Origin of the sequence: Streptococcus mitis (assembly GCF_026782895.1) — a bacterium.
GTDB classification, from domain to species: Bacteria; Bacillota; Bacilli; order Lactobacillales; family Streptococcaceae; genus Streptococcus; species Streptococcus mitis_CB.
This window is the reverse complement of sequence record NZ_JAKUXJ010000005.1, coordinates 17,683-40,935: the sequence shown is the minus strand read 5'-3', so window position 1 is coordinate 40,935 and position 23,253 is coordinate 17,683. Positions and strand designations below refer to the sequence as shown.

Below are 23,253 nucleotides of genomic sequence, written 5' to 3'. Positions count from 1 at the left end.
AAATAGCTAATATATTTGTATAGTGTTGGGAGTAACCTTAAATGAATAAGACTGGAAAAGAGAATTTAATCATTATTAACGGTAGCAAATATGTCCATTGTCCAGTATGTGGGACTGTTACAGCAGTGTATGACATCTTGACGTCTGTCAGTGGCAAAATACAGGAGAAACTAATATAGATGGCGGCCCTAATGAAATGACACTTGCAGAAGCCAAAGAAGCTTACGCAAAAGGGAATTCCAATAATATAAAATATATAGCTACTATTTCACTTTTCAACCATGTTTATAATTTCTTTTAAGCTTGGTTTGGTTTTTCTAATTCTATCCCATGACCTCATTTTTAAAAAAATCCCTAAATAGATGCCATTTATCTTTGGTAATTCGTTAGAAAGATTGTATTTCTCTCTAATCTCATCTTTATGACTTTCTACAAATTTGCTACGAGGTAAGCAATAAAAAATACCTTCCCCAAAATAACTTAAATCTTCATCAGATAGTTCAATAAGCTCTTCAGGTTTTACAAAAATCGCTCTATTCACTCTATCTTTGCCACTGGCAAAGGCTTTCTCCACAAACCTTTTATCTAGTCCCATCTTTATTTAACTCTCTCAAATTGTTTTAGTTCCAGAACAGTCAGTTCTTTAAATTCTTTTCCTGTTTCGTTTAAATATTTGTTAATTTTTCCAAGATTGTATTTCATAGGTGCTGATTTCACTCCATTTGGTAAACCAACTAGTCCGTCAAGTTCCATAAATGACTTATTTTCAAGTAGCTTTGAATTTGAAGTATTCATCTAGTTCCATTTTCTCCTTTTCAAATATTGCTATCTAAATTTATATCTACTATGTACTTTACCAAGAAAACTTCCTAACTTGGTAATTCCATTATTTCCACTACTTATCACCTCTCTTTTCATTATAGTTCATGCAATAACATTTAGCAATATTATTTCTCAAGTCAGCACTTCCACTTCTTTAGGCTCAACTATCCTATTTTGAGTTTTAAGGGAAATCCATTATCTCATGCTGATGCCTCTCCTCATTAAATTAAATAGTCAAAAAGATTCTATCTCACACCCTGAATATTACAAAACCATTGAAATATCACAACTAATAGGCTAGAATGGACATAGTAAGATATATTAGATGAGTCATTCTACTCAAAAAATATGACACTAAAATCCACGTTAGAAAGGACTGCTATGCCAGACAATCTCGCGCTTCGCATGCGCCCTAAAACCATAGACCAGGTCATCGGTCAGGAGCATCTGGTCGGACCTGGAAAAATCATCCGTCGCATGGTGGAAGCCAATCGCCTATCCTCCATGATTCTCTACGGACCTCCGGGAATCGGCAAGACCAGTATTGCCTCGGCCATCGCTGGAACGACCAAGTATGCCTTTCGGACCTTTAATGCGACAGTTGATAGTAAAAAGCGACTGCAAGAAATTGCGGAAGAGGCTAAATTCTCTGGTGGTCTCGTCCTATTGCTAGACGAGATTCATAGACTAGATAAAACCAAGCAAGACTTCCTCTTACCTCTCTTGGAAAGTGGTCTGGTCATCATGATTGGCGCTACGACTGAAAATCCTTTCTTCTCTGTCACTCCTGCCATTCGTAGCCGTGTTCAAATTTTTGAGTTGGAACCTCTGTCTAACCAAGACGTCAAGGAGGCCCTGCAGATAGCTCTAAGTAACCCTGAGCGTGGTTTTGATTTTCCAGTAGAACTAGATGAAGATGCGCTGGATTTTATTGCTACCTCTACAAACGGAGACCTTCGCTCTGCCTTCAACTCACTGGATTTGGCAGCTCTCTCTACCCCTGAGAATGATAAGGGCATCCGCCACATCACCCTCGACATCATGGAAAATAGCCTGCAGCAGAGCTACATCACTATGGATAAGGATGGAGATGGCCACTATGATGTTCTCTCAGCCCTGCAAAAGTCTATCCGTGGCTCAGATGTGGATGCCAGTCTCCACTATGCTGCCCGCTTGATTGAGGCTGGCGATTTGCCTAGTCTCGCTCGTCGTTTAACTGTTATCGCCTATGAAGATATCGGTTTGGCCAACCCTGAAGCCCAGATTCATACCGTGACTGCTCTGGACGCCGCCCAAAAGATTGGTTTTCCCGAAGCTCGCATTCTCATTGCCAATGTCGTGATTGATTTGGCCCTTTCTCCAAAATCCAACTCAGCCTATGTGGCTATGGATAAGGCTCTTGCCGACCTCAAAACATCAGGGCACTTGCCTATTCCGCGACACCTGCGTGATGGGCACTACAGTGGAAGCAAGGAACTGGGGAATGCTCAAGACTATCTCTATCCACACAACTATCCTGGAAATTGGGTCAAGCAAGACTATCTACCAGAAAAAATTCGTAATCATCACTATTTCCAAGCAGAAGATACTGGTAAATATGAACGGGCTTTGGCTCAAAGAAAGGAAGCTATCGACCGTTTGCGAAAAATCTGAAATCCTTTTCAAAAAATTGCACTTTCCTCTTGATTTTTTTTGAAAAAGTGGTATCATATAAACATAGAAACGCTGTGGTGTACGACTTCACACTTAAGTGTTGACCGACTATTTTTTGTATTATTAGGGAAACAAAAGTCTTCTAACAGCATGTAGGCCGTCTCACACGGAAACAGCTTCAGTTAGAGCGAGTTGCCCACCTGCTTAATTGCGCGGGTTCAATACAAACCGTGAAGTTTCGGCACCAATACAGCTTTTTTCTTTGCCTCCTTAGCTCAGCTGGCAGAGCAGCGGACTCTTAATCCGTGGGTCACAGGTTCGATCCCTGTAGGGGGCATCTAAATACAACAGGAAAAGCCTTGATAACCAAGGCTTTTTTGCTTGTCTATAACTGATTTACCCCATCATTTGTCCCACATTTTAAATCTATCTTTTCTTTTTGAATCAAATTACATCTTTACAAATAGTGTAAAGCCAGTTACTTTTGCTTTGATGCCATACAATATTTTCATGTAGAGAAGACAAATTTTATCTTCTCTTTTTATTTTCAAAATAATAAAAACTGATTTTCTTTTCATAAATCAGACTGAAACTTCCAAATTTTCCATTTTGTTTATTGACATTTCCTCTAAAAAGGTGTATAATATTTTTATTATTAAACTATACTATACTATACTATATAGGGGGTATTGAAATGAAATTTTCTAATCGTTTACTGCTATTCCTTGCAGGAGTTGTTTTTGTCCTTTTAGGACTTTTCCTATTTACAAACCCAGTAGCTAATCTTGTTGTTTACAGCTGGTGGATTGCATTTGGTTTACTGGTTTCTTCTATAGCAGCTATTTTAGGCTATTTCTCTGTACCAAAAGAGCTTCGCTCACCAGCTCATCTTTTCCAAGGGATTGTTAATCTTCTCTTAGCTCTTTACCTCGTTGCCTATGGCTTTGTGACGCTGCCAGTTGTCATTCCAACTATTTTAGGAATTTGGTTAATTGTAGAAGCCATTATAGCTTTCTTTAAAGGCAATCGTCTGGGATTGATTTTCCCTATTATTGGCAACCATATCATGTGGATAGCGTTGCTTGCATTTTTACTAGGTCTAGTGATTTTGTTCAATCCAGTAGCTACAAGTGTCTTTGTCGTTTATGTCGTTGCCTTTGCATTTTTAATTGTTGGTTTCACCTATATCCTTGATGCCTTTCGTAAATAATCTAGCTGCCATTTTGGGCATATTAAAATAGCTGGGAAGTTACATTCTCAGCTTTTTCTGTTGCCTCCTTAGCTCAGTTGGTAGAGCAGTAGACTCTTAAGCTATGGGGCGCAGGTTCGAGCCCTGCAGGGGGCACATCTAAATCAACAGAAATAAGCCTTGAAACCAAGGCTTTTTTTAACGTCTAATAGCTTTTTGTAGAAAAGTATTTAAAAATAAAAGAGAAGAGAATCTCTCACTCTCTTCTCAGTATATCTTATTAAATTTAGTTTTTCTTAATCTAGCTGATTTTCCTTTGCAACGACAAATTCCTTAACCAATCGATAGATAACAGCAAATATCGGTGTAAAGAATATCATCCCAAGTAGTCCGAAAAGATTCCCTCCAATACTAGCAGCCGCAAGCGTGAAAATAGCTGGCAAACCAATAGACTGACCTACAACTCTAGGATAAATAAGGTTTCCTTCAATCAGCTGTATAACTTGATATAGAAGAAGAGAAAGTAAGGCTTGAGTAGGACTCACTGTGAAGATAAAAATCGCTCCCACAACACAAGCAATCATAGGCCCTACATAAGGAATGAACGATAGCACTCCTGCAAAGATACCTGTCATTACTCCATAGGGTATCCCAAACACGCTGTAACCAACCGCTATCATAACTCCTATGATAACTGCTTCAATCAGCTGACTCATCAAAAATTGGTCATAAGTCTCTAGTGCTACTTGTCCAATGTAAGTCAACTTTATCACCACCTTCTCTGGAAGAAAAACTTTTAGAAGTCGACTCGTCATCGCTGCCAAATGTTCCTTACTGGATAAAAATAAAAAGGTGAAGACTATAATCAAAAAGGCATTCATCAAACTTGAAAAAATATTGCCGATATTACTAGTCAGACCTGATAAAAAACCTATCAAAGCTTGGCTAATAGAACTAGATTGTCCCTGTATGCCTGATACGATAGTTGACAACATGTCTTTGGTTACAAATTCCGAGCTGCCTAGAAATTTCCCAAGTTGAGTAAGGACTGTTGAAAGGACTGTTCCCAGCTGACTAATAGTCTGAGCTAGGGTTGGCAGCACCAAAACCAAAAGAGCAATCACGATTAAGATAAGAGCTAGGAAAACAAGTACCATGGCAATCGGACGACGCAACTCTGCCTTTACCTTCAATTTAACTAAGTACTGTTCAATTTTTTTCATAGGAACATTAAGCACAAAAGCAATAACAGCACCATAAATCAAGGTTGATATTACATCAAAGAGAGAGATTGCTCCTGATATAAAGCTCGATGCATTCAGAATTACAAGAGCAACCAGCCCTATAAAAAGTATTAACGGGGTGTATTTTTTTACTAAGTTCATAAATTCTCCTTAATAAACATGTTTAGATACGACTATACTATTTGGTTTTTCAAACTCTCGATTAAGGTAGGCTTGGTAAGTTCCTGGAGCGATAAATCCTTTGGGTGAGAGGATATCGGTGCCAGCCTGACCGACTATGGTATCAGCCAAGAGCACACAGTTTGTAGATAAGACAAAGTAGGATTTAAACTTAGATTTGATAAATTTATAAAGTTCCCCATCTGTCTCATGTCTGATTTTATAAGCGTAGGTGTAGTCTTCCTTACCATCCCCTGTCATGATTTTATCTGCACTTGGCTCCCATGGAATCGTCAGTTGTTTCAATTCAGCCAACTTTTTCTGAACTGCTTTTTCCATTTCAGGCGTCAAATCTATCCCATAACCAAAAAGCGTTTTTTGACTCTCACGTTTACATAGGTCAATGTACTTGTCACGATCACAGAAATATAAGACACCATCTCCTACCATGCCAAATAAGGTCTCAGAAGACGGATCATAGTTGCCATAAGAAATAACACGGCCTTGATAGCAGATATCCACATGACCAATTGCCGAAAACAGAGAGGTCTCAGCTGTATGAACAAAAATTTCAAGCTCCGCTGTCTTACCAGACTTCACTATTCCAAGATGGATATCTTCTTCCTCATCAGCATTTTCCAGCATAAATTTGTTAACTTTTGCTAAAGTTCTTGCAGGGATGAGAGCGGCTAGGACAATAGGTAAGCTCATTCTTACACGACGTTTGAGATGGTTTTTCCCAATTTCCTCCTCAAACAAGAAACCATCACGGATATTGGACACACCATAAAGGAAAAAATAAGCCCCTAATACAAAGAGTTGAAAGACAGAATTTCCTGTAGAGGACAAAAGACTAGTCCCACCAAGAAAAACTAGTACGAGTCCATCTAGTAAGAGACGAAAACGAGGTCGAATTTTGTTTTTGCGGTAGAGAACATAGGTGACAAGGTTAATACTAGCATGAAAAATCTGATAAACTCCAATCACAAGAGCCAAAATATAAATCGGCACATCCGTCGCAAGATTGGAGCCAAGCAAATATCCCAGCACTAACAATTTAACCAGTGCAACTCCCAAGGTGTCCGTTGACTGACTTTTTTTGAAAATACGTAATACTAAATCTAAGACCGTTGCTATCCAAGCTAAAAACAGAACCAGTCGAATAACCTTTACTGGCAACCAAGTCCCCGTGACCATCAAGATGAGACCTAGCAGAACAAACAAGAACCCCTGAGCAAGTAATTTCTTACCTGTCAGACCTAAAGATAGAATTTTCGCCATATAAAAACCTTTCAACAATAAAAATTAAACACTCCGATTAAACTGACTAGTAAATAGCCAACACTACAAACAGCCTGTGCCAGCAACATATGGTGACTAGAAATGACTGTAGTAATGTCACCATCTTGTCTTATGCACTTCTAAAATTTGTTATATTGATTAGAAACCAGAGCTTATAAAAACTAGCTAAACTCGAGAGATAGACACAATTGCGACGAAAAAATGTATAACCAATTCAACTTGTTAAGGTAAGAAAGCATTATTTCCAATCTATTAATTATTCATCTATTACCTATTATGACACAATATTCCCTATAGTTCAACTTTTTACTTGTTTTTATATTACACGGACTAAAAAGTTTTCAACAGTTGATTGCATGTGTTTTAATAAGTTTTAACCTTTCTTGGTTAGATAAAAAAAGAACCATACAGTTTAGAATCTGTATGGTTTTTGCCCCACTTTTGTCCCATTTTTAAATCATGACATTGAAAATACCTAAAATCACTTATATTTCAATATTTTTAATTGCTCTCAATATGAAAGTCCTTTCCAAATCCCTGTAGGGGGCATCTAAATCAACAGGAAAAAGCCTTGATTTACAAGGCTTTTTTGTGTAGTCTTAGCACTAAAAACGATAGAAAAAGCGGCCCTTCTGTACTGACCCCAAAAGTTGGACAGAAAAAACCTAACTTTTGTGGCGCAGTTCATTAGCGCCACATAAAGTTATTTAAGCATCTCCTTTTCTCTCATTACCATTTTCTGTTATAATAAATTGTACTTCTAAAATAGAAAGGTCTTAAGATGACAACTCTTATTAAACATAAACGTGTAGAATTTTCAGAACTTTTTTATGACTTAGTTTTTGTTTTTGCAATTTCAAAAGTAACTACTTTAATCGACCATCTTCATAACGGTATTTTGACTTGGAATTCTTTCCTTGATTTTTTCATTGCTATTTTGGTTCTCATCGATTCCTGGATGATTCAAACCGATTATACCAATCGCTATGGAAAGAACTCTTTATTTAACATGGTAATCATGTTTATCAAAATGGGACTTTTACTCTTTATAGCCAATATGATTGGACCTGATTGGCAACAATATTTTCATTATCTCTGTTGGGCTATTGGTACATTAACCCTTACCTTATTTTTTCAATATTTGGTTGAATTTTTTAGAAAATCAACCGATGATGTTGAACGGGAAAGTATCAAAGATTTTCTATGGATAACAGGTCTAGGAAGTTTAGGAGTCTATCTAGCAGCTCTTCTTCCTATTTACGTTAGAGTCTATATCTTCTTTGCTAGTATTCTGTTTATCTTTATTATGCCAAGTATCTTGCTTAATAAAGATAAGCATTACCAGGTAAATCTCCCCCATTTAATCGAGCGCATCTCCCTTCTTGTCATTATTACGTTTGGAGAGATGATTACGAATCTAGCTAACTTCTTTACAATCGAGAATTTCTCGATTTATTCGGTTCTTTATCTCATTATTATGATTTCTCTGTTCTTGTTTTATTTTGGTCAATTCGACCATGCTATTGATGAAAAATCTAATCAAAAGGGACTATTTCTAATTTACAGTCACTATCCTATTTTCATTGGACTTATGATGATGACTGTATCGATGAGTTTTCTTCAGAATCCTGAAGCTAATCGTCTCTTTGCAACCAGCTTCTCTTATATCGGATTTGGCCTCTTTCAAGCTGCTGTCCTAGTAAATGGGCCCTATAACAAACACTATCTTCGCTATTCGAAAAGTTACTACTGTGTCCAAGCGACACTCTATCTGGCTGCCTTTATTCTCTCTTTAATCTTTGCTTCTAATCCTATAATAGTAGTGAGTATAACAACCATTTTAGCTCTAGCTATAGCCATTCATTTTATTTATTTTTATATGACACAGAATAAAAAATATTCCAAATCTAACTGGGAGTTATTTTAATGAGTTTATAACATTAAAAAGCTTTGGGAACCAAGGCTTTTTTGCTTTCTATCTAAACTTTTTCATAAGGTATTTTCGTACAGGTGCTTCAATGGTTTTAACGATTTCAAAACCTTCTTTTTGATAGAGATGCTTGGCTGCTTGATTTGACTCGAAGACATTTAGAGAAATACTATCTATGTCTCCATTTTCAAAAGCCAAACTAACAAATTTCCTTAATGCCTGGCTACCTAAGCCTTGCCCCTGTTTCTGGGGGTTGATAAAAAATCTCCCGATATGAAGATTCCTGTCTTCTAGCCTGATTTTCTGGATAAGCCCCACAAACTCTTGTCCTTCAAAGATTGAAAAGATTCCTTCCAAATTTTGCAAAACTTGAATTGTCAAGGGAAAAGGAATCATTGTTCCCATCCATTGTTCTTGAAAAACTTTGCCAAGGGAGTTGGACCATTGGCAGACGAGCTGAGCATTTTCTGTGCCCACATTTTCTTCAAAACGAATTGTCATCTTGACCTCATTATCTTGTTTATGTTTCTCCATTATACTACTTCTCCCATTTTTTACGAATAGATAAGTATGATTGATTTTTATTTTTTTCTTGTCGGGAGCATTCTCGCATCCTTTCTTGGTTTGGTCATTGACCGTTTTCCAGAGCAATCTATTATCCAACCTGCTAGTCACTGCGATTCCTGTCAGACTCGCTTGCGTCCGCTAGATTTGATTCCTATCCTTTCGCAGGTGGTTAATCGTTTTCGCTGTCGCTACTGCAAGGTTCGCTATCCTGTCTGGTATGCCTTCTTTGAACTAGGCTTAGGACTCCTCTTTCTAGCTTGGTCTTGGGGCTGGCTTTCCTTGAGTCAAGTCATCCTAATCACTGCTGGTTTGACCTTGGGCATCTACGACTTTCGCCATCAGGAATATCCCTTACTGGTCTGGCTTGTCTTTCATCTACTCCTAATAGCCTGCTCCGGCTGGAATCTGGTCATGATTTTCTTCCTTGCTCTTGGAATTGTGGCTCATTTTATCGATATTCGCATGGGCGCAGGGGATTTTCTCTTTTTAGCTTCTTGTGCTCTCGTCTTTAGCGTAACGGAGTTACTGATCTTGATTCAGTTTGCTTCTGCGACGGGAATTCTAGCCTTTCTCCTGCAAAAGAAAAAGGAAAGACTTCCTTTCGTGCCTTTCCTCTTGCTTGCTGCTTGTGTGATTATTTTTGGTAAGCTACTGCTTGTTTGATAAAGTCCTGAATTGGCTCTCCTTGATGAAGAGCTTTTACGATTTTTGAACCGACGATAACGCCATCTGATACCGCATTGAAGCGTTCTACATCGGCTTGACTAGATACGCCAAAACCTGTCAAAACTGGGATATCGGCCACTTGATGAAGTTGTGCCAAGTGCTTGTCCAAATCTGCACGGTAATTGCCTGATTTCCCTGTCACCCCGTTGATAGCAACGGCATAGACAAATCCTTCTGCCCCTTTAATCAACTCTTTCTGGCGCTCAATCCCTGTGGTCAAGCTTACTAAAGGAATCAAAGCAATGTCTGTATCTGCCAAAAATGGCTCTACAAAATTGGCATGCTCATGAGGAAGGTCTGGAATAATCAAGCCCTTAACCGCTGTATCTGCCAAATCTTTGACAAAGTTCTCCACACCGTACTGAAAGAGGGGGTTGAAGTAGGTCATGATGACCAGTGGAATCTCTGTTTGAATGGTTTTCAAGGTTTCAACCAAAGCCTGAGTAGAAGTTCCGTGGGCTAGACTGCGCAAGCCAGCTTCTTCTATAACAGGTCCATCTGCGACAGGATCTGAAAAGGGAATACCGACTTCAATAGCCGAAACACCCAAATCTTCTAAAAAGTTGATTGTTTCAGCGAGTCCAGCCAAACCTTTCTCATGGTCTCCAGCCATGATATAAGGAACGAAAATTCCTTTTCCAGCTGCTTTAATAGCATTTAATTTTTCTGTTAGTGTCTTAGGCATGAGCTTCTCCCTTCTTTGCTGCATCTGCTTCCAAGCGGTCTTTGACTTGAACCACATCCTTGTCACCACGACCTGATAGACAGACTATCATGGATTTGTCTGGACCGAGTTCTTTGGCCAATTTCACCGCAAAGGCGATAGCATGGCTAGATTCTAAGGCTGGGATAATCCCTTCCACACGAGACAAGAGCTGGAATCCTTCCAAGGCTTCTTCGTCTGTCACAGGAACATAGCTGGCACGTTTAATATCGTGGTAGTGAGAATGTTCTGGACCGATACCAGGATAGTCCAAACCTGCTGAGATAGAGAAGGCTTCAAGAATTTGACCATGGGCATCTTGGAGCACATCCATGAGGGAACCGTGAAGGACACCCGGACGACCCTTGGTCAAGGTAGCTGCGTGGTGCTCTGTGTCTACACCAAGTCCAGCTGCTTCAGCCCCATACATAGCTACAGACTCATCTTCTACAAAGGGATGGAAGAGGCCGATAGCATTAGAACCACCACCAACACAGGCTACTAGGGCATCTGGCAAATCTTGACCTGTCAAGTCACGGTACTGTTGTTTAGCTTCTCTACCGATGACACTTTGGAAATCACGAACAATTTCTGGGAAAGGATGAGGCCCCAAGGCAGAACCAAGGATATAGTGGGTATCATCGATATTAGCCACCCATGAACGAAGGGCTGCATTGACCGCATCCTTGAGCACGCGCGAACCATCTGTCACAGCCTCAACCTTGGCTCCTAAAAGTTCCATGCGGAAGACATTGAGAGCTTGGCGTTTGACATCTTCCTCACCCATGTAGATAGTACATTCCATGTTAAAGAGGGCTGCAGCAGTTGCAGTTGCTACACCGTGCTGACCAGCACCTGTTTCAGCGATAATTTTCTTTTTACCCATGCGTTTGGCAAGCAAAACTTGTCCCAAGGCATTGTTAATCTTGTGGGCCCCTGTATGGTTAAGGTCTTCACGTTTGAGATAAATCTTGGCTCCGCCAATATGCTGGGTCAAGTTTTTTGCGTAGTAAAGGGGCGTTTCACGTCCTACATACTGGCGTAAGAGCTGGTTTAATTCCTCTTGGAAACTTGGATCTGCCTGACTTTCACGATAGGCCTTCTCCAACTCCAAAACTGCTGTCATCAATGTTTCTGGGACAAAACGTCCTCCGAATTTTCCGTAAAATCCATCTTTATTTGGTTCCTGATATGCCATGCTTTACCCTCTCTATAAATCTTCTAATCTTTTCATGATCTTTTTGTCCATCTGTCTCCACTCCGCTCGATACATCTACTGCATAGGGAGTAAAGTGTTGAATTGCTTTTACTACATTGTCTTCCTTAAGCCCACCTGCGATAAAGAAGGGCTGAGCTAGTCCAGTCGTATCCAGTTGACCCCAGTCAAAGGTCTGGCCACTTCCTGCCACAGGAGCATCAAAGAGTAGATAATCTGCTTGAGAATTGGGCACATGACCCTCGCCATCCACCTGAACAGCCTGAATACTAGCACAGGGCAGGTCCTCAAACAAATCATCCGCTACCTGACCGTGAACTTGAACCAAATCCAAGCCAGCTTTGTCAATCGCTTCTAGCAGTTCTGCCCGACTTGGTGAAACAAATACACCAACCTTTTTGACGTCTGAAGGAATGAACTTTGCCAATTCAGCAGCCTGATCCAAGGTCACCTGTCTTTTACTAGGTGCCAAGACAAAACCGATGTAGTCCGCCCCTGCTGAAACGGCTGTTTCCACCGCTTCCTTTGTCGATAATCCGCAAATTTTAACCTTTGTCAATCTGCAACTCCTTGATTCTCTGGGCTACATCTTCTGCCTGCATGAGAGCTGTCCCTACTAAAATTCCGTTAAAGTATGGTGCTACTCGCTCTGCATCCTGCCCTGTGAAAATAGCCGATTCAGAAATGTACAAGCAATCATCTTTGAAATGTTTAGCCAAATCTACACTGGTCTGCAAGTCAACTTCAAAGGTGGTCAAGTTACGGTTATTGACCCCGATAATCTGGGCACCAAGTCTGTGAGCCACTTCTAGTTCAGCTAGATTGTGAGTTTCCACTAAAACTTCCAGACCAAGCTCTGTCGCATAGTCATAAAGTTTCTTAAGACGTTCTTCTGACAAGGCTGCCACAATAAGCAGGATGACTGTCGCACCTGCATTGCGAGCGCGGATGATTTGCTTTTCATCGATAATAAAGTCCTTGTTAAGCGTCGGAATCTGTACCTGACTGGAAATCTCCCGTAGATAATCCAAATGCCCTTTAAAGAAAACCTCATCTGTCAAAACCGAAATCATCACTGCACCATTTGCTTCATAAGTCTGGGCTTGTTGCACAATATCCACATCGAGATTGATATCTCCCAAACTAGGACTAGCCTTCTTAACTTCAGCGATTACCTGTAAACGGTCTTGGTGTTGTTTTAGATAGTCAGCCAAGCGATAGGTCTGGCGCAGGGGCTGGATTTCCTCCAGCTCCATCTGCTCCACCTCACGCGCCTTCTGCTCCAAAATTCGTGCTAAAAATTCCTGACTCATTTTTGGTACTCCTGTAACAGTCTGAGTTTTTCAAGGGCCTTGCCACTAGCAATCACTTCACGAGCCAAGGCAACTCCTTCCTTAATACTAGCTACCTTACCATTGGCATAGAAACCAAGACCAGCATTTAAGACTGTAGTTTCCAAGAATGGGCTTGGTTCGTTTTTAAGAACGCTAAGCAAAATTTCTGCATTTTCCTGAGCGTTGCCTCCACGAATATCTTCGATAGCGTAGCGTTCCATTCCCAAATCCTCTGGAGTAAAGCTTGACAAGGTGATTTCGCCATTTTCCAGAAGAGCAATCTTGGTTGTTCCATTCAAGCCAGCTTCATCCAATCCTTCTGGCCCAACAACAACGATGGCACGTTTGCGACCCATATTTTTCAAAACCTGAGCTGTACTTTCTAGAAGTTCTGGACGACTAATACCAAGAAGCTGTGTTTCCAAAGCCATTGGGTGAATCAGGGGACCAGTCAAGTTCATAATCGTTGGAATTCCCAATTCCAAACGAGCTGGCATGATATATTTCATAGCTGGGTGCATATTTTTAGCAAAGAGAAAGACGATTCCAGTTTTATCAAAGACCTTACCTAGTTCAGCTGGTTTGAGGTCTAAGTTGATTCCCAAGGCTTCGAGAACATCTGCAGAACCAGATTTAGAAGAAATCGAGCGGTTACCGTGTTTTGCCATGTGAACACCGCCACCAGCCAAGACAAAGGCTGCAGTTGTGGAGATGTTAAAGCTGAAGGACTTGTCCCCACCTGTACCACAGTTGTCCATGGCACCATGAATTTCAGTTGGAATATGTTGGGCATGTCCTCTCATAACTTGGGCAATAGCTGTACGCTCTTCAGGTGTTTCCCCCTTCATCTTAAGAGCTAATAGAAGAGAAGCAATCTGCGCTTCCGTTACACGTCCAGTAACGATACGCTCAATGACATCTGTCATCTCCACACTTGATAAATCTTGAAATTTCGCTAACTTTTCAATAATCTCTTTCATCCTAGTTTCCTCACTTTACAACCTGCTCGATAAAATTCCGAATAGAAGACAAGCCATCTGGCGTTCCAATACTCTCTGGATGGTACTGGAAGCCATAAATTGGAAGAGTTTTGTGTTGAATTCCCATAATAGCTTGGTCATCAGTCGAACGAGCTGTCACTTCAAAGTCTTCTGGCATGTCTTCAATCAAAATACTGTGGTAACGCATGACCGCACGGCCATCCTCGATGCCTTGATATAAAATAGATGGGGCTTCAAAGCTGATATTGCTCTGTTTCCCATGCATGACTTTTGGAGCCAATCCTAGCTTACCACCAAAGACTTCTGCAATGGCTTGGTGGCCCAAACAAATCCCAAGAATCGGCTTCTTGCCAGCAAAATCACGAATCATGTCTTCCATCTTTCCAGCATCAACTGGCCAACCAGGACCAGGAGAAAAGACCAGACCATCTGCTTTTTCAGCTTCTTCATACAGCTTGGGATCATCATTTCTCAAGACCTGTACTTCTGCAAAATTCCCAATGTATTGGGCCAAGTTATAGGTAAAAGAATCATAGTTGTCAATCAATAAAATCATGGTCTTAGTTCTCCAATTCTAGTCATAGATTTAGCTTTGTTAATGGTTTCTTGGTATTCGTTTTGGGCGATGGAGTCGTAGACAATCCCTGCCCCAGCCTGCACATAGGCTGTTTGAGTTTTGAGAATCATAGTTCGGATGGCAATGGCAAAATCCATATCACCCGTCGCAGACAAGTAGCCGATTGCTCCTGCGTATACGCCACGTTTTTCTGTTTCCAGTTCATAGATGCGTCTCATCGCTCGAATCTTTGGTGCTCCTGAAACTGTTCCAGCAGGAAGTGTTGCTTTCAAGGCATCCATGGCTGTGAGTTCTGGAAGCAAACGCCCCTTGACCACACTGGTCAAATGCATAACATAACGGAAAAGCTCCACTTCCATATACTTAGTGACTTGGACACTGGCCGTTTCAGAGATGCGACCAATATCATTTCGTCCCAAGTCTACTAACATCCGATGCTCTGCTGTTTCCTTCTCATCCGAAAGCAGGTCTGTCGCCAAAGCCTTGTCTTCTTCATCCGTAGCTCCTCTTGGTCGCGTACCTGCAATCGGATTGGTTGTTACGATGCCGTTTTTGACAGAAACCAAACTTTCTGGACTGGCACCGATGATTTGATAATCTCCAAAATCATAGAAATAAAGGTAATTAGAAGGATTAGTCACGCGGAGATTTCTGTAGAAGTCAAATGGATTTCCAGTAACTTCTGCTGAGAAGCGCTGACTGAGTACGCACTGGAACATGTCGCCATTACGAATCAAGTCACGAGCTGTTTCCACCATTTCCTCAAATTTTTGAGGAGCGATATGCGGTTTGAAGTCTAACGGAGATAGATCCAAGTCTTCAAATTCATTTGTAGCAGGAATGCGTAATTCCTCAAGCACTTGGTTTAAGGCTTTTTCCAAGTCTTCTTGACTACGCTCACTATAGAGAGCATCCTCGATGACATGAATTTTTTCCTTCTTGTGGTCAAAGACCATGTAACTCTCATAGACAAAGAAATGCATGTCTGGAGTCCCAATTGTATCTTGAGGGATTTGACCAATTTCTTCATAAAGCGAAATCATATCGTAGCCAACAAATCCAATGGCTCCCCCACCAAAAGGGAGATCTGAATGGTGTTGGCTCTTATGAGTCACTTCATAAAGACAATCCAAGGGATCACGATCAATCACTTGCCCATTTTGATAAAGGACCCCATTTTCAAACTTAATCTCAAAAACAGGATTATAGGCTAGGATAGAAAAACGAGCTGTTTCCTTGTCCCTCGGAATACTTTCTAAAATAACCTTGTGTTGCCCCTTTAGGCGCATATAAGCCAAGATTGGTGATAAGACATCTCCATGAATGATTCGTTCCATTGTATTTTCCCTTTCAGTTCTAATTCTAGTTCGTGACAACTGTATGAAAAATCCCCACGCAAAATAACTTGCGTGAGGACGAAATTCGCGGTGCCACCTCAATTATAGGATTTCTCCTATCTCTCATTCCTGTCTCAGAAACCTCCTGTAACAGGCTGTGCGATAAAGGGCACTCCCTTGAGAATTATGTTTTCTTCTCTCGTTTCAGATGGACCCAACCTTACAGCTTTCTCTGCTTGTTTCCAGTAACCACAAGCTCTCTGTGAGAGAAAAGACTGTAATTTTTCCATCTCTTATTTTTTAGCTTCAAGGTAGTCTGCAATAGCAGCTACATCCTTGTCTCCACGACCAGAGACATTGATGATGATAATCTCATCTTTACTTAGTTTCGGTGCACGTTTAACTGCTTCTGCGATGGCATGCGAACTTTCAATCGCTGGGATAATTCCTTCTGTCTTACTAAGAAGGAGCAAGGCTTGAACCGCTTCTTCATCTGTCGCTGCCACATATTCTACGCGGCCAGAATCTTTAAAGTAGGCGTGTTCTGGACCAACCCCTGGATAGTCCAAACCAGCTGAGATAGAGTAAACTGGAGCTAGCTCTCCATCTTCCTTAAAGACTGCATAGGTCTTCATGCCGTCAACAATTCCGATACTACCTTTTGTCATAGTAGCTGCGTGCTTGTCTGTGTCAAGTCCATGACCAGCAGCTTCGACCCCAACCAATTTAACTTCTTCATCAGCCACATACTGTGAAAAAGCACCAATGGCATTGGAACCACCACCTACACAGGCAATAACGTAGTCTGGTAAACGGCCTTCTTTTTCTAAGATTTGACGGCGAGATTCTTCACTGATGACCTTTTGGAATTCATGAACAATTGTAGGATAAGGGTGAGGACCTACAGCAGATCCCAGAACATAGAAGGCTTCAAGGTCATTCATCCATGCTCCAAAGGCTGCATCAACCGCATCCTTAAGAGTTCGTGTTCCCGTTTCAACTGCATGAACAGTTGCTCCCATCATCTCCATACGGAAAACATTGAGACGTTGACGTTCCACATCCTCTGCTCCCATGTAGACATCACAGGCCATCCCAAACTTGGCTGCAGCCGCTGCTGTCGCAACACCGTGCTGACCAGCTCCTGTTTCCGCAATCACTCGTTTTTTGCCCATACGTTTGGCAAGAAGGATTTGTCCTAAAACGTTGTTGAGCTTGTGAGAACCAAGGTGGTTCAGGTCTTCGCGCTTGAGATAAATCTTAGCGCCACCTAAGTGCTCTGTCAAACTTTCCGCAAAATAGAGCGGTGTTTCGCGACCTGAATAGTCCTTTAAGTAATGGCGAAATTCTGCCAAAAATTCTGGATCATCCTTGTACTTGTCAAATGTCACTTCCAATTCATCTAGCAAAGCCTGAATCGGCTCCGGTACAAAACTACCACCAAATTGTCCAAAATAACCTTTAGTTGTCATAAAATTTTTCCTCTTTCTGTATTGATTTCAAGATATGAAAAAGCCCACACACAGAAAATTACTCTGCGTGAGGGCGTTGGTAACGCGGTGCCACCTCAATTATAAAGGGACTATCCCTTTACATCTCTGCCTTGTCTAACAACAAGTTGCACTGTAAGGTGTGCGCACCGAATTTTCATTGTTTCAAATTCATTTTTAAAATCAGCCCACTTTCACTACTTCCAACCACCTGTTCACAATCACCACAGGCTCCCTGAAGATCAAAAATAGTTACTTTTCTGATTTGTTGAACTTATTTTAATACTTTGTTTTTTCTTTGTCAAGACTTTTTTACAATTTTTTTGATGAAACTAGTACTTTTTCAGAAACTGTTTTGAAAGTCTCAATGATATAGTCCACTTCTTCATCGCTTAATTTAGTGTGAAGAGGGAGCGTAATTTCATTTTCAAAGAAGGCATAAGCTTTAGGATAGTTCGCCATATCAAAGCCAAGATTCTTATAGGCTGTCAAGAGCGGAAGCGGTTTGTAGTGGACGTTACTTGCGATTCCTGCTTTGGCCAATTCTTGGATGATGAGATTGCGTTCTTCTAAGCTTGCTCCATCTACATGGGTGATGTAGAGGTGGCGTGAAGATTCGACAGTATCAGTCTTGTGTGCCAAAGGATGGATGCGAGAACCTGCAAAACCAAGATCATAGCGATCCACGATGTCCTTACGACGTTCTAGCAAACCAGGGTAACGATCCAATTGTACCAAACCAAGTGACGCCATGATATCGGTCATATTGCACTTGTAGGCTGGTGTGACGATATCGTATTCCCATGAACCCAGTTGCATCTTGGCAAGAGCATCCTTAGTTTGCCCGTGAAGAGAAAGGATTTGGAATTCCTTGTACATCTCTTCGTCATCAATCGCTGGATTGGCTTTCCAAGTCGCACTTCCTCCCTCAGCAGTTGTAAAGTTCTTAACGGCGTGGAATGAGAAGGAAGTAAAGTCAGCGATAGAACCAGCTGGTTGTCCTTTATAAGTAGATCCCAAAGCATGGGCACTATCAGAAACAATCACGATACGGTTAAAGGCTTTTTGCCACTTGCTTGAAGCAGTAAAGATATCACGTTTCTTCTCCACAACTTGGAACAAACGGTCATAGTCGCAAACAATCCCCGCAAGCTCAACTGGAATGATTACCTTAGTTTTCTCAGTGATAGCTTGCTCAAGCAGGTCATAGTCCATCTCAAAGGTATCTGCTTGGATATCCACCATGACAGGAGTCGCTCCTACGTGAGTGATAACACTACATGAAGCTGTATAGGTCATGGCTGGAACGATGACTTCATCACCAGGTCCCACTTCCAAAACGCGTAAAATCAACTCAAGAGCGGCAGTCGCAGAGTTAAGACAGACAGTCTTGGGCGTCTGTGTGTATTGAGACAAGCGATGCTCCAGTTCTTTTGTCTTAGGACCTGTTGTAATCCAACCAGAACGCAGGGTATCCGCTACTTCAGCAATTTCAGCTTCGGTGATATCGGGTGGTGAAAATGGAATATTGTAATTTGGCATTGATTTGCTCCTTTTATCTGTGCTCATTTTCTCATGACTACTTTATTTTAGCACTTCAAACACGGTTTGAAACATGATTTTGATGTCTCCAAGGAAACTAAATTCTCGGAGATAGTCGAGGTTATAGCGCATCTTTTCAGGAAGGACGTGTTCTACATAGGCTTGGTCAACTGACAGGCCTTTTTCGGTCATTTGACTGATAATAGTGTCCTCATCCTTGTAGTTGATGCTGGCTGGAGAGGTGATCCCTGCTGGCAAAAGCAAGGTTGCCATCATTTCAGGGCTATACTGCTCTGTGTAGCGTGGCACTTCAGGTCGTGTACCGACAAAGGACATTTCGCCTTTAAGGACATTGACCAGCTGAGGCAGTTCGTCCAAACGCACACGGCGGATAAAATTGCCAACCTTGGTAATGCGACTATCATTAGCAGAAGTCACTAAACTTCCTTTTTTGTCTGCATCCGTCACCATGGTACGGAACTTCCAAATCTTGAAAGATCGATTATACTGGGTCACGCGCTCTTGCTTGTAAATGACGGGTCCCTTGCTATCCAACTTGATACAAATGCTCAAGATGAGAAAGACTGGGGAAGTCAAAATTAGCAAGACCAAGGCCAGAACCCAGTCCAAGCAACGCTTGAAAATCAGCGAACCCTTCCTTTTAGAGACAAGCTGGTAGTAAGACTCAACCTCGCTTGATTTCATTTCCACGGGCAAGTCTTCCCATTTCAGCATGCTATTTCTCCTTTGTTTTTATTATACTATTTGTCAACATTTTTCATTATACCACAAAATGGAAAAGGCGGTGAAAGAAATCTGTAATTTTAAGGATTTCCTTCTTATACTCAATGAAAATCGAAACGCAAACTAGGAGGCTAGCCGCAGGCTGTTCAAAGTACTGCTTTGAGGTTGCAGATAAAGCTGACGTGGTTTGAAGAGATTTTCAAAGAGTATTAGGACATGGCTCCAGCCTGCAAGCTATACATCTTGTGATAGGTTCCTCCCAAGGCCAAGAGTTCCTCATGGGTTCCACTCTCGATGATGCGCCCCTTGTCCAAAACATAGATACAGTTGGCATCTTGGATAGTTGAAAGGCGATGAGCAATAGCAATGGTCGTCCGCCCCTGTCTCATCTTAGCTAGAGAATCTTGAACCAAACTTTCTGTTTCAGAGTCAATATTTGCTGTCGCTTCATCCAAAATCAGGATTTTAGGCTGACTGGCAACAGTTCTAGCAAAGGCAAGAAGCTGGCGCTGTCCAGTAGAGAAGCTCGAACCACGCTCGGAAACAGGGGAATCATAACCCTGCGGAAGCTCCTGAATAAAGGAATCTGCATCCACAAAGGCAGCCGCAGCCTGTACCTCTTCATCACTAAGATCTTGGTACATGGCGATATTGGACTTGATAGTCCCGTGATAGAGGAAGGGATCCTGCAAGACCAGACCGATATTTTTTCTCAACTCTTCCTGACTGTAGTTCCTAATATCCACACCATCTAAGAGAACTCTCCCTGACTGGAATTCATAAAAGCGCATAAGAACATTGATAATAGACGATTTCCCTGAACCTGTATGGCCTACAAATGCAATGGTTTCACCCTTGTTAACCGAAAAGGAAATATCATCCAGAATCTGATGTTTACCGTCATACGAGAAACACACATGTTCAAAACGAATATTGCCTTCTTGGATTTTGGCTTGCCCATCTTTTTGAAGGGGCTCATAGGTCCTCTCGTCTATCAGGGCAAAGACACGACCTGCAGAAACCATAGAAGTTTGAAGGGTTGAAAAGTTTTGCGTTACTTCAATCAAGGGGTCAAAGAGACGATTGATATACTGGATAAAGGCATACATGGTTCCTGCTGTTATCCCGATAGAAAGGCCACGATAGCCAAAATAAGCCATCAAGACCGCATAACCTAAGAGTTTCAGCAAACTCATGGCAGGTCTCAAAAAGAGGGCATCCAAGGCTACAGAACGGTTGGCATAGACCAAGTGTTCTCGGTTGATCTCATCAAATTCCGCCTGCAGGCGCTTCTCTTGATTAAAGGCCTGGATAATCCTGATTCCCTCGATGTTTTCAGCCAGCTTGCTATTGATATCTGACAAGAGACTTCTGGTTTTCTCAATGATTTTCACTGATTTTTTCCGATAGAGATTGACCAAAAGGAGAATCAAGGGGAGAAAGAGCAAGACTAAAGCAGTCAAACGAAAATCCAACACCAACATGGTATAAAGGGTTGTCAGAAAAATGAAAACTGCTGAGATAAAGCTAGATAAAATCCCTGAAAACATATCGCTGATGGTCTCAGTATCATTGGTCAAACGAGAGACGATGGAACCTGCTGGCGTCTTGTCAAAATAAGACATGCCCAGCTTCTCCATATTGGCAAAGGCATCTCGACGAATATCCCTAACAATACTGTAAGACACCCGCGCAAAGAGAAGATTGCCGACATACTGGACCAGAGTTTGTAGGATATAAAGGCCATAGTAGGCCAGCAAAACGGTCACAGCGAGTCGGTTGAGATTGCTGAGATACTGGTCGATAAAGTGGGAAGCCACAAGGGGAATGACACTTTTGATGACCGTCGTCGCTAGGAGAAAACTGAGTGCCAAAAAAGTCAGGAGTCCATAGGGCTTGAGATAGGACATCAAGCGCTTCAATACAGCCCATTGTTCTTGTTTATTCTGCATCTTCTTCTCCTTTCATTTCCAACTGCTGAGACTGGTAGGTTTGGGCATACCAGCCATCCAAGGCTAGCAAGTCATCGTGCCTACCTCGTTCGATAATCTGTCCATTTTGCAGAACTAAAATCAGATCTGCATGGACAACTGCACTGAGACGATGAGCTGTGATAATGGTTGTCTTGTCCTTTCGCGTCTCCTTAAGATTGTCGATAATGGCATATTCTGTCTTGGCATCCACGGCTGACAAAGAATCATCCAAAATCAAGATATCAGGGTCTAAAATCATAGCCCGACTCATGGCCAGACGCTGCTTTTGACCTCCAGAGAGACTGACTCCTTTTTCACCAATCAAGGTATCAAATCCCTGAGGCATGGCTACAATGTCTTGGTAAACTTGGGCTAGCTTAGTCGCTTCCTCGACCGCTGAAAGTGGTAAATCAGGATTCCCAAAGCGAATATTGTCTGAGATAGAGGTCGCAAAGAGAAACTGGTCCTGAGGGACGTAGCCCATAAGACTGCGAAGGTCTGTCAGACGATAGTCACGAATATCGTAGCCATTTAGATAAATGGCTCCCTTATCCACATCGTATTCACGCAAGAGGAGTTTGATCAAGGACGTTTTACCAGAACCTGTCTGCCCAACCAAGCCCAGAGTTTGCCCTTTTTCCAAACTAAAGTGAACATTTGTCAGTGTTTCCTCATTTTCAAAGGCAAAGCTATCAATGGCATACTGCAAGCGCCCATTTTCAATACTGTCTAGAGGAAACTCAGGGTCTTGTACAGGTGATTCCTGAGACAAAAGATTCTCAATCCGCTGGTAGGAAACCTTCCCTCGCTGAGTAATATTAAAGAGAAAGCCGATGGCCATGAGAGGCCAAACCAGCATATCCAAATAGCTGATAAAGGTAACCAGATTTCCAACCGTAATCTGCCCTTTCTGAACCATCAAGGAGCCGACCAAGAGGGTTAAAACATAGGAGGAACCAACAAACAAGAGAACCATGGGGTCAAAGAGACTATCGTATTTCATGGTTTGAAGATTCTTTTGGAAGGTCAATTCATTGACTACCTGAAAGGACTTCAACTCGTCCGCCTGGTACCCGAAAGACTTGGTCACTTTGATACCTGATACAGACTCCTGCACCTTGTTATTGAGTTCAGAAAAGGCAGCCTGTGATTCGCCAAAAGCCTTGTGGGTCTTTCTCCCTAGACGACTGGTCGCATAAGCCATGAAAGGTAGGGGCAAAATGGCAACCAGAGTCATCTGCCAGGAAATGCTAAAGAGCATGGTCAGCAAAGTCACCAGAGCCGTGATAGAGGCATCTACCGCAGACATGACCCCACCACCTGCGAGACGGGTTAAGGCATTGATATCGTTGGTGGCATGCGCCATCAGGTCCCCCGTCCGATAGGTTTGATAAAAGGCTGGAGACATTTTTGTGAAATGCTCAAACAAGCGAGACCGCATAATCTGCCCCAGACGATAGGAAGTACCAAGGATATACATGCGCCAAACATAGCGTAGATAGTACATACCCAAAGCTGCAAGAAGCAGATAAAGGAGGTTCAAGAGCAAGTCCTGCTGGCTTAATTGCCCCAATGTAATTGCATCAATCACCCGCCCCATAACCATAGGGGGAATGAGATTGAGGACGGAAACCAAGACCAAGGCCACAATTCCGACTAGATAACGGCGTTTTTCTAACTTGAAAAACCACCAAAGTTTTTGAATAATGGACATAAAATCCCTTTCTGATTGCAAATGGAAACC

At 41.8% G+C, this 23,253-nt stretch carries 21 protein-coding genes, 2 tRNA genes, 1 pseudogene and 2 other annotated features; of the genes and pseudogenes, 7 read left to right on the top strand and 17 right to left on the bottom strand.

The window, feature by feature from the left end:
* Positions 1 to 41: 41 nt before the first annotated feature.
* Positions 42 to 235, top strand: a pseudogene (locus MK480_RS07195) (CPCC family cysteine-rich protein); the annotation flags it as partial.
* A gap of 33 nt (positions 236 to 268) precedes the next feature.
* Here the strand turns inward: MK480_RS07195 and MK480_RS07190 are convergent.
* Positions 269 to 595, bottom strand: a complete 327-nt coding sequence (locus MK480_RS07190; protein ID WP_084888805.1) for a hypothetical protein — start codon at positions 593 to 595, stop codon at positions 269 to 271.
* Between the two features lie 2 nt (positions 596 to 597).
* Positions 598 to 795, bottom strand: coding sequence for a hypothetical protein (locus MK480_RS07185; RefSeq protein WP_084888807.1), 198 nt, complete (start codon positions 793 to 795; stop codon positions 598 to 600).
* A gap of 408 nt (positions 796 to 1,203) precedes the next feature.
* Between MK480_RS07185 and MK480_RS07180 the strand changes: the two genes are divergently transcribed.
* The 4 genes from MK480_RS07180 (at position 1,204) to MK480_RS07165 (ending at position 3,820) form a co-directional block, all read left to right on the top strand.
* Positions 1,204 to 2,475, top strand: coding sequence for a replication-associated recombination protein A (locus MK480_RS07180; RefSeq protein ID WP_125453784.1), 1,272 nt, complete (start codon positions 1,204 to 1,206; stop codon positions 2,473 to 2,475).
* Between the two features lie 264 nt (positions 2,476 to 2,739).
* Positions 2,740 to 2,812 (top strand) — tRNA-Lys (locus MK480_RS07175).
* A gap of 357 nt (positions 2,813 to 3,169) precedes the next feature.
* Positions 3,170 to 3,685, top strand: a complete 516-nt coding sequence (locus tag MK480_RS07170) for a DUF308 domain-containing protein (protein WP_033681462.1) — start codon at positions 3,170 to 3,172, stop codon at positions 3,683 to 3,685.
* 62 nt (positions 3,686 to 3,747) lie between these two features.
* A tRNA-Lys gene (locus MK480_RS07165) sits at positions 3,748 to 3,820 on the top strand.
* A 140-nt stretch (positions 3,821 to 3,960) separates the two neighbouring features.
* On the opposite strand, the gene MK480_RS07160 is transcribed toward MK480_RS07165, so the two are convergent.
* Together MK480_RS07160 and MK480_RS07155 are read right to left on the bottom strand one after the other, a co-directional pair.
* Positions 3,961 to 5,049 (bottom strand): AI-2E family transporter, encoded by a 1,089-nt coding sequence (locus tag MK480_RS07160; protein ID WP_033681461.1) that lies wholly within the window; start codon positions 5,047 to 5,049, stop codon positions 3,961 to 3,963.
* A 9-nt stretch (positions 5,050 to 5,058) separates the two neighbouring features.
* Positions 5,059 to 6,348, bottom strand: coding sequence for a DUF308 domain-containing protein (locus MK480_RS07155; RefSeq protein ID WP_261043797.1), 1,290 nt, complete (start codon positions 6,346 to 6,348; stop codon positions 5,059 to 5,061).
* A gap of 802 nt (positions 6,349 to 7,150) precedes the next feature.
* On the opposite strand from MK480_RS07155, the gene MK480_RS07150 reads away from it, so the two are divergent.
* Entirely contained in the window at positions 7,151 to 8,296 is a 1,146-nt protein-coding gene (locus MK480_RS07150) for a low temperature requirement protein A (protein ID WP_173304495.1), read from the top strand.
* Between the two features lie 48 nt (positions 8,297 to 8,344).
* On the opposite strand, the gene MK480_RS07145 is transcribed toward MK480_RS07150, so the two are convergent.
* Complete coding sequence (locus tag MK480_RS07145) at positions 8,345 to 8,800, bottom strand: GNAT family N-acetyltransferase (protein WP_268707472.1); 456 nt, start codon at positions 8,798 to 8,800, stop codon at positions 8,345 to 8,347.
* A 69-nt stretch (positions 8,801 to 8,869) separates the two neighbouring features.
* Between MK480_RS07145 and MK480_RS07140 the strand changes: the two genes are divergently transcribed.
* Complete coding sequence (locus tag MK480_RS07140) at positions 8,870 to 9,529, top strand: prepilin peptidase (RefSeq protein ID WP_268707431.1); 660 nt, start codon at positions 8,870 to 8,872, stop codon at positions 9,527 to 9,529.
* On the opposite strand, the gene trpA is transcribed toward MK480_RS07140, so the two are convergent.
* The 12 genes from trpA to MK480_RS07080 all read right to left on the bottom strand — a co-directional run bounded on the left by trpA (position 9,501) and on the right by MK480_RS07080 (position 23,223).
* Entirely contained in the window at positions 9,501 to 10,277 is a 777-nt protein-coding gene (trpA, locus tag MK480_RS07135; protein ID WP_268707430.1) for a tryptophan synthase subunit alpha, read from the bottom strand. The genes MK480_RS07140 and trpA overlap by 29 nt on opposite strands.
* Complete coding sequence (gene trpB, locus MK480_RS07130; protein ID WP_000331265.1) at positions 10,270 to 11,493, bottom strand: tryptophan synthase subunit beta; 1,224 nt, start codon at positions 11,491 to 11,493, stop codon at positions 10,270 to 10,272. Before trpB (MK480_RS07130) ends, trpA begins: the two co-directional genes overlap by 8 nt.
* Complete coding sequence (locus MK480_RS07125) at positions 11,471 to 12,070, bottom strand: phosphoribosylanthranilate isomerase (protein ID WP_125424788.1); 600 nt, start codon at positions 12,068 to 12,070, stop codon at positions 11,471 to 11,473. Before MK480_RS07125 ends, trpB (MK480_RS07130) begins: the two co-directional genes overlap by 23 nt.
* Positions 12,057 to 12,824 carry an indole-3-glycerol phosphate synthase TrpC gene (gene trpC, locus MK480_RS07120; protein ID WP_268707429.1) on the bottom strand — a complete coding sequence of 256 codons (768 nt, stop codon included), beginning with the start codon at positions 12,822 to 12,824 and terminating at the stop codon, positions 12,057 to 12,059. The genes MK480_RS07125 and trpC overlap by 14 nt, the downstream gene beginning before the upstream one ends.
* Positions 12,821 to 13,825: an anthranilate phosphoribosyltransferase gene (trpD, locus tag MK480_RS07115; protein ID WP_268707428.1), complete on the bottom strand. Its 1,005-nt coding sequence runs from the start codon at positions 13,823 to 13,825 to the stop codon at positions 12,821 to 12,823. Before trpD ends, trpC begins: the two co-directional genes overlap by 4 nt.
* 10 nt (positions 13,826 to 13,835) lie before the next feature.
* Entirely contained in the window at positions 13,836 to 14,402 is a 567-nt protein-coding gene (locus MK480_RS07110; protein WP_268707427.1) for an aminodeoxychorismate/anthranilate synthase component II, read from the bottom strand.
* Positions 14,399 to 15,760 carry an anthranilate synthase component I gene (trpE, locus tag MK480_RS07105; protein WP_268707426.1) on the bottom strand — a complete coding sequence of 454 codons (1,362 nt, stop codon included), beginning with the start codon at positions 15,758 to 15,760 and terminating at the stop codon, positions 14,399 to 14,401. The genes MK480_RS07110 and trpE overlap by 4 nt, the downstream gene beginning before the upstream one ends.
* A 71-nt stretch (positions 15,761 to 15,831) precedes the next feature.
* Positions 15,832 to 16,057 (bottom strand) — a binding site (T-box leader).
* Positions 16,054 to 17,232, bottom strand: a complete 1,179-nt coding sequence (gene trpB / locus MK480_RS07100; protein ID WP_050252720.1) for a tryptophan synthase subunit beta — start codon at positions 17,230 to 17,232, stop codon at positions 16,054 to 16,056. Its footprint overlaps the feature before it by 4 nt.
* 66 nt (positions 17,233 to 17,298) lie before the next feature.
* Positions 17,299 to 17,522, bottom strand: a binding site (T-box leader).
* 40 nt (positions 17,523 to 17,562) lie between these two features.
* Positions 17,563 to 18,792, bottom strand: coding sequence for a DegT/DnrJ/EryC1/StrS family aminotransferase (locus tag MK480_RS07095; RefSeq protein WP_268707425.1), 1,230 nt, complete (start codon positions 18,790 to 18,792; stop codon positions 17,563 to 17,565).
* Between the two features lie 42 nt (positions 18,793 to 18,834).
* The gene (locus MK480_RS07090; protein ID WP_268707424.1) at positions 18,835 to 19,527 is read right to left on the bottom strand and encodes a sugar transferase; all 693 of its coding nucleotides are present in this window, start codon (positions 19,525 to 19,527) and stop codon (positions 18,835 to 18,837) included.
* A 218-nt stretch (positions 19,528 to 19,745) separates the two neighbouring features.
* The gene (locus tag MK480_RS07085) at positions 19,746 to 21,488 is read right to left on the bottom strand and encodes an ABC transporter ATP-binding protein (RefSeq protein ID WP_125393372.1); all 1,743 of its coding nucleotides are present in this window, start codon (positions 21,486 to 21,488) and stop codon (positions 19,746 to 19,748) included.
* On the bottom strand, positions 21,478 to 23,223 hold the full coding sequence (locus MK480_RS07080; RefSeq protein ID WP_268707423.1) for an ABC transporter ATP-binding protein: 1,746 nt from the start codon (positions 23,221 to 23,223) through the stop codon (positions 21,478 to 21,480). The genes MK480_RS07085 and MK480_RS07080 overlap by 11 nt, the downstream gene beginning before the upstream one ends.
* Positions 23,224 to 23,253: the final 30 nt, after the last annotated feature.

What these genes read in the sequence shown, in the direction of transcription:
- MK480_RS07190 (WP_084888805.1), bottom strand. Translation starts at nt 595, where the DNA reads ATGGGACTAGATAAAAGGTTTGTGGAGAAAGCCTTTGCCAGTGGCAAA.
- MK480_RS07185 (WP_084888807.1), bottom strand. Translation starts at nt 795, where the DNA reads ATGAATACTTCAAATTCAAAGCTACTTGAAAATAAGTCATTTATGGAA.
- MK480_RS07180 (WP_125453784.1), top strand. Translation starts at nt 1,204, where the DNA reads ATGCCAGACAATCTCGCGCTTCGCATGCGCCCTAAAACCATAGACCAG.
- MK480_RS07170 (WP_033681462.1), top strand. Translation starts at nt 3,170, where the DNA reads ATGAAATTTTCTAATCGTTTACTGCTATTCCTTGCAGGAGTTGTTTTT.
- MK480_RS07160 (WP_033681461.1), bottom strand. Translation starts at nt 5,049, where the DNA reads ATGAACTTAGTAAAAAAATACACCCCGTTAATACTTTTTATAGGGCTG.
- MK480_RS07155 (WP_261043797.1), bottom strand. Translation starts at nt 6,348, where the DNA reads ATGGCGAAAATTCTATCTTTAGGTCTGACAGGTAAGAAATTACTTGCT.
- MK480_RS07150 (WP_173304495.1), top strand. Translation starts at nt 7,151, where the DNA reads ATGACAACTCTTATTAAACATAAACGTGTAGAATTTTCAGAACTTTTT.
- MK480_RS07145 (WP_268707472.1), bottom strand. Translation starts at nt 8,800, where the DNA reads ATGACAATTCGTTTTGAAGAAAATGTGGGCACAGAAAATGCTCAGCTC.
- MK480_RS07140 (WP_268707431.1), top strand. Translation starts at nt 8,870, where the DNA reads ATGATTGATTTTTATTTTTTTCTTGTCGGGAGCATTCTCGCATCCTTT.
- trpA (WP_268707430.1), bottom strand. Translation starts at nt 10,277, where the DNA reads ATGCCTAAGACACTAACAGAAAAATTAAATGCTATTAAAGCAGCTGGA.
- trpB (WP_000331265.1), bottom strand. Translation starts at nt 11,493, where the DNA reads ATGGCATATCAGGAACCAAATAAAGATGGATTTTACGGAAAATTCGGA.
- trpC (WP_268707429.1), bottom strand. Translation starts at nt 12,824, where the DNA reads ATGAGTCAGGAATTTTTAGCACGAATTTTGGAGCAGAAGGCGCGTGAG.
- trpD (WP_268707428.1), bottom strand. Translation starts at nt 13,825, where the DNA reads ATGAAAGAGATTATTGAAAAGTTAGCGAAATTTCAAGATTTATCAAGT.
- MK480_RS07110 (WP_268707427.1), bottom strand. Translation starts at nt 14,402, where the DNA reads ATGATTTTATTGATTGACAACTATGATTCTTTTACCTATAACTTGGCC.
- trpE (WP_268707426.1), bottom strand. Translation starts at nt 15,760, where the DNA reads ATGGAACGAATCATTCATGGAGATGTCTTATCACCAATCTTGGCTTAT.
- trpB (WP_050252720.1), bottom strand. Translation starts at nt 17,232, where the DNA reads ATGACAACTAAAGGTTATTTTGGACAATTTGGTGGTAGTTTTGTACCG.
- MK480_RS07095 (WP_268707425.1), bottom strand. Translation starts at nt 18,792, where the DNA reads ATGCCAAATTACAATATTCCATTTTCACCACCCGATATCACCGAAGCT.
- MK480_RS07090 (WP_268707424.1), bottom strand. Translation starts at nt 19,527, where the DNA reads ATGCTGAAATGGGAAGACTTGCCCGTGGAAATGAAATCAAGCGAGGTT.
- MK480_RS07085 (WP_125393372.1), bottom strand. Translation starts at nt 21,488, where the DNA reads ATGCAGAATAAACAAGAACAATGGGCTGTATTGAAGCGCTTGATGTCC.
- MK480_RS07080 (WP_268707423.1), bottom strand. Translation starts at nt 23,223, where the DNA reads ATGTCCATTATTCAAAAACTTTGGTGGTTTTTCAAGTTAGAAAAACGC.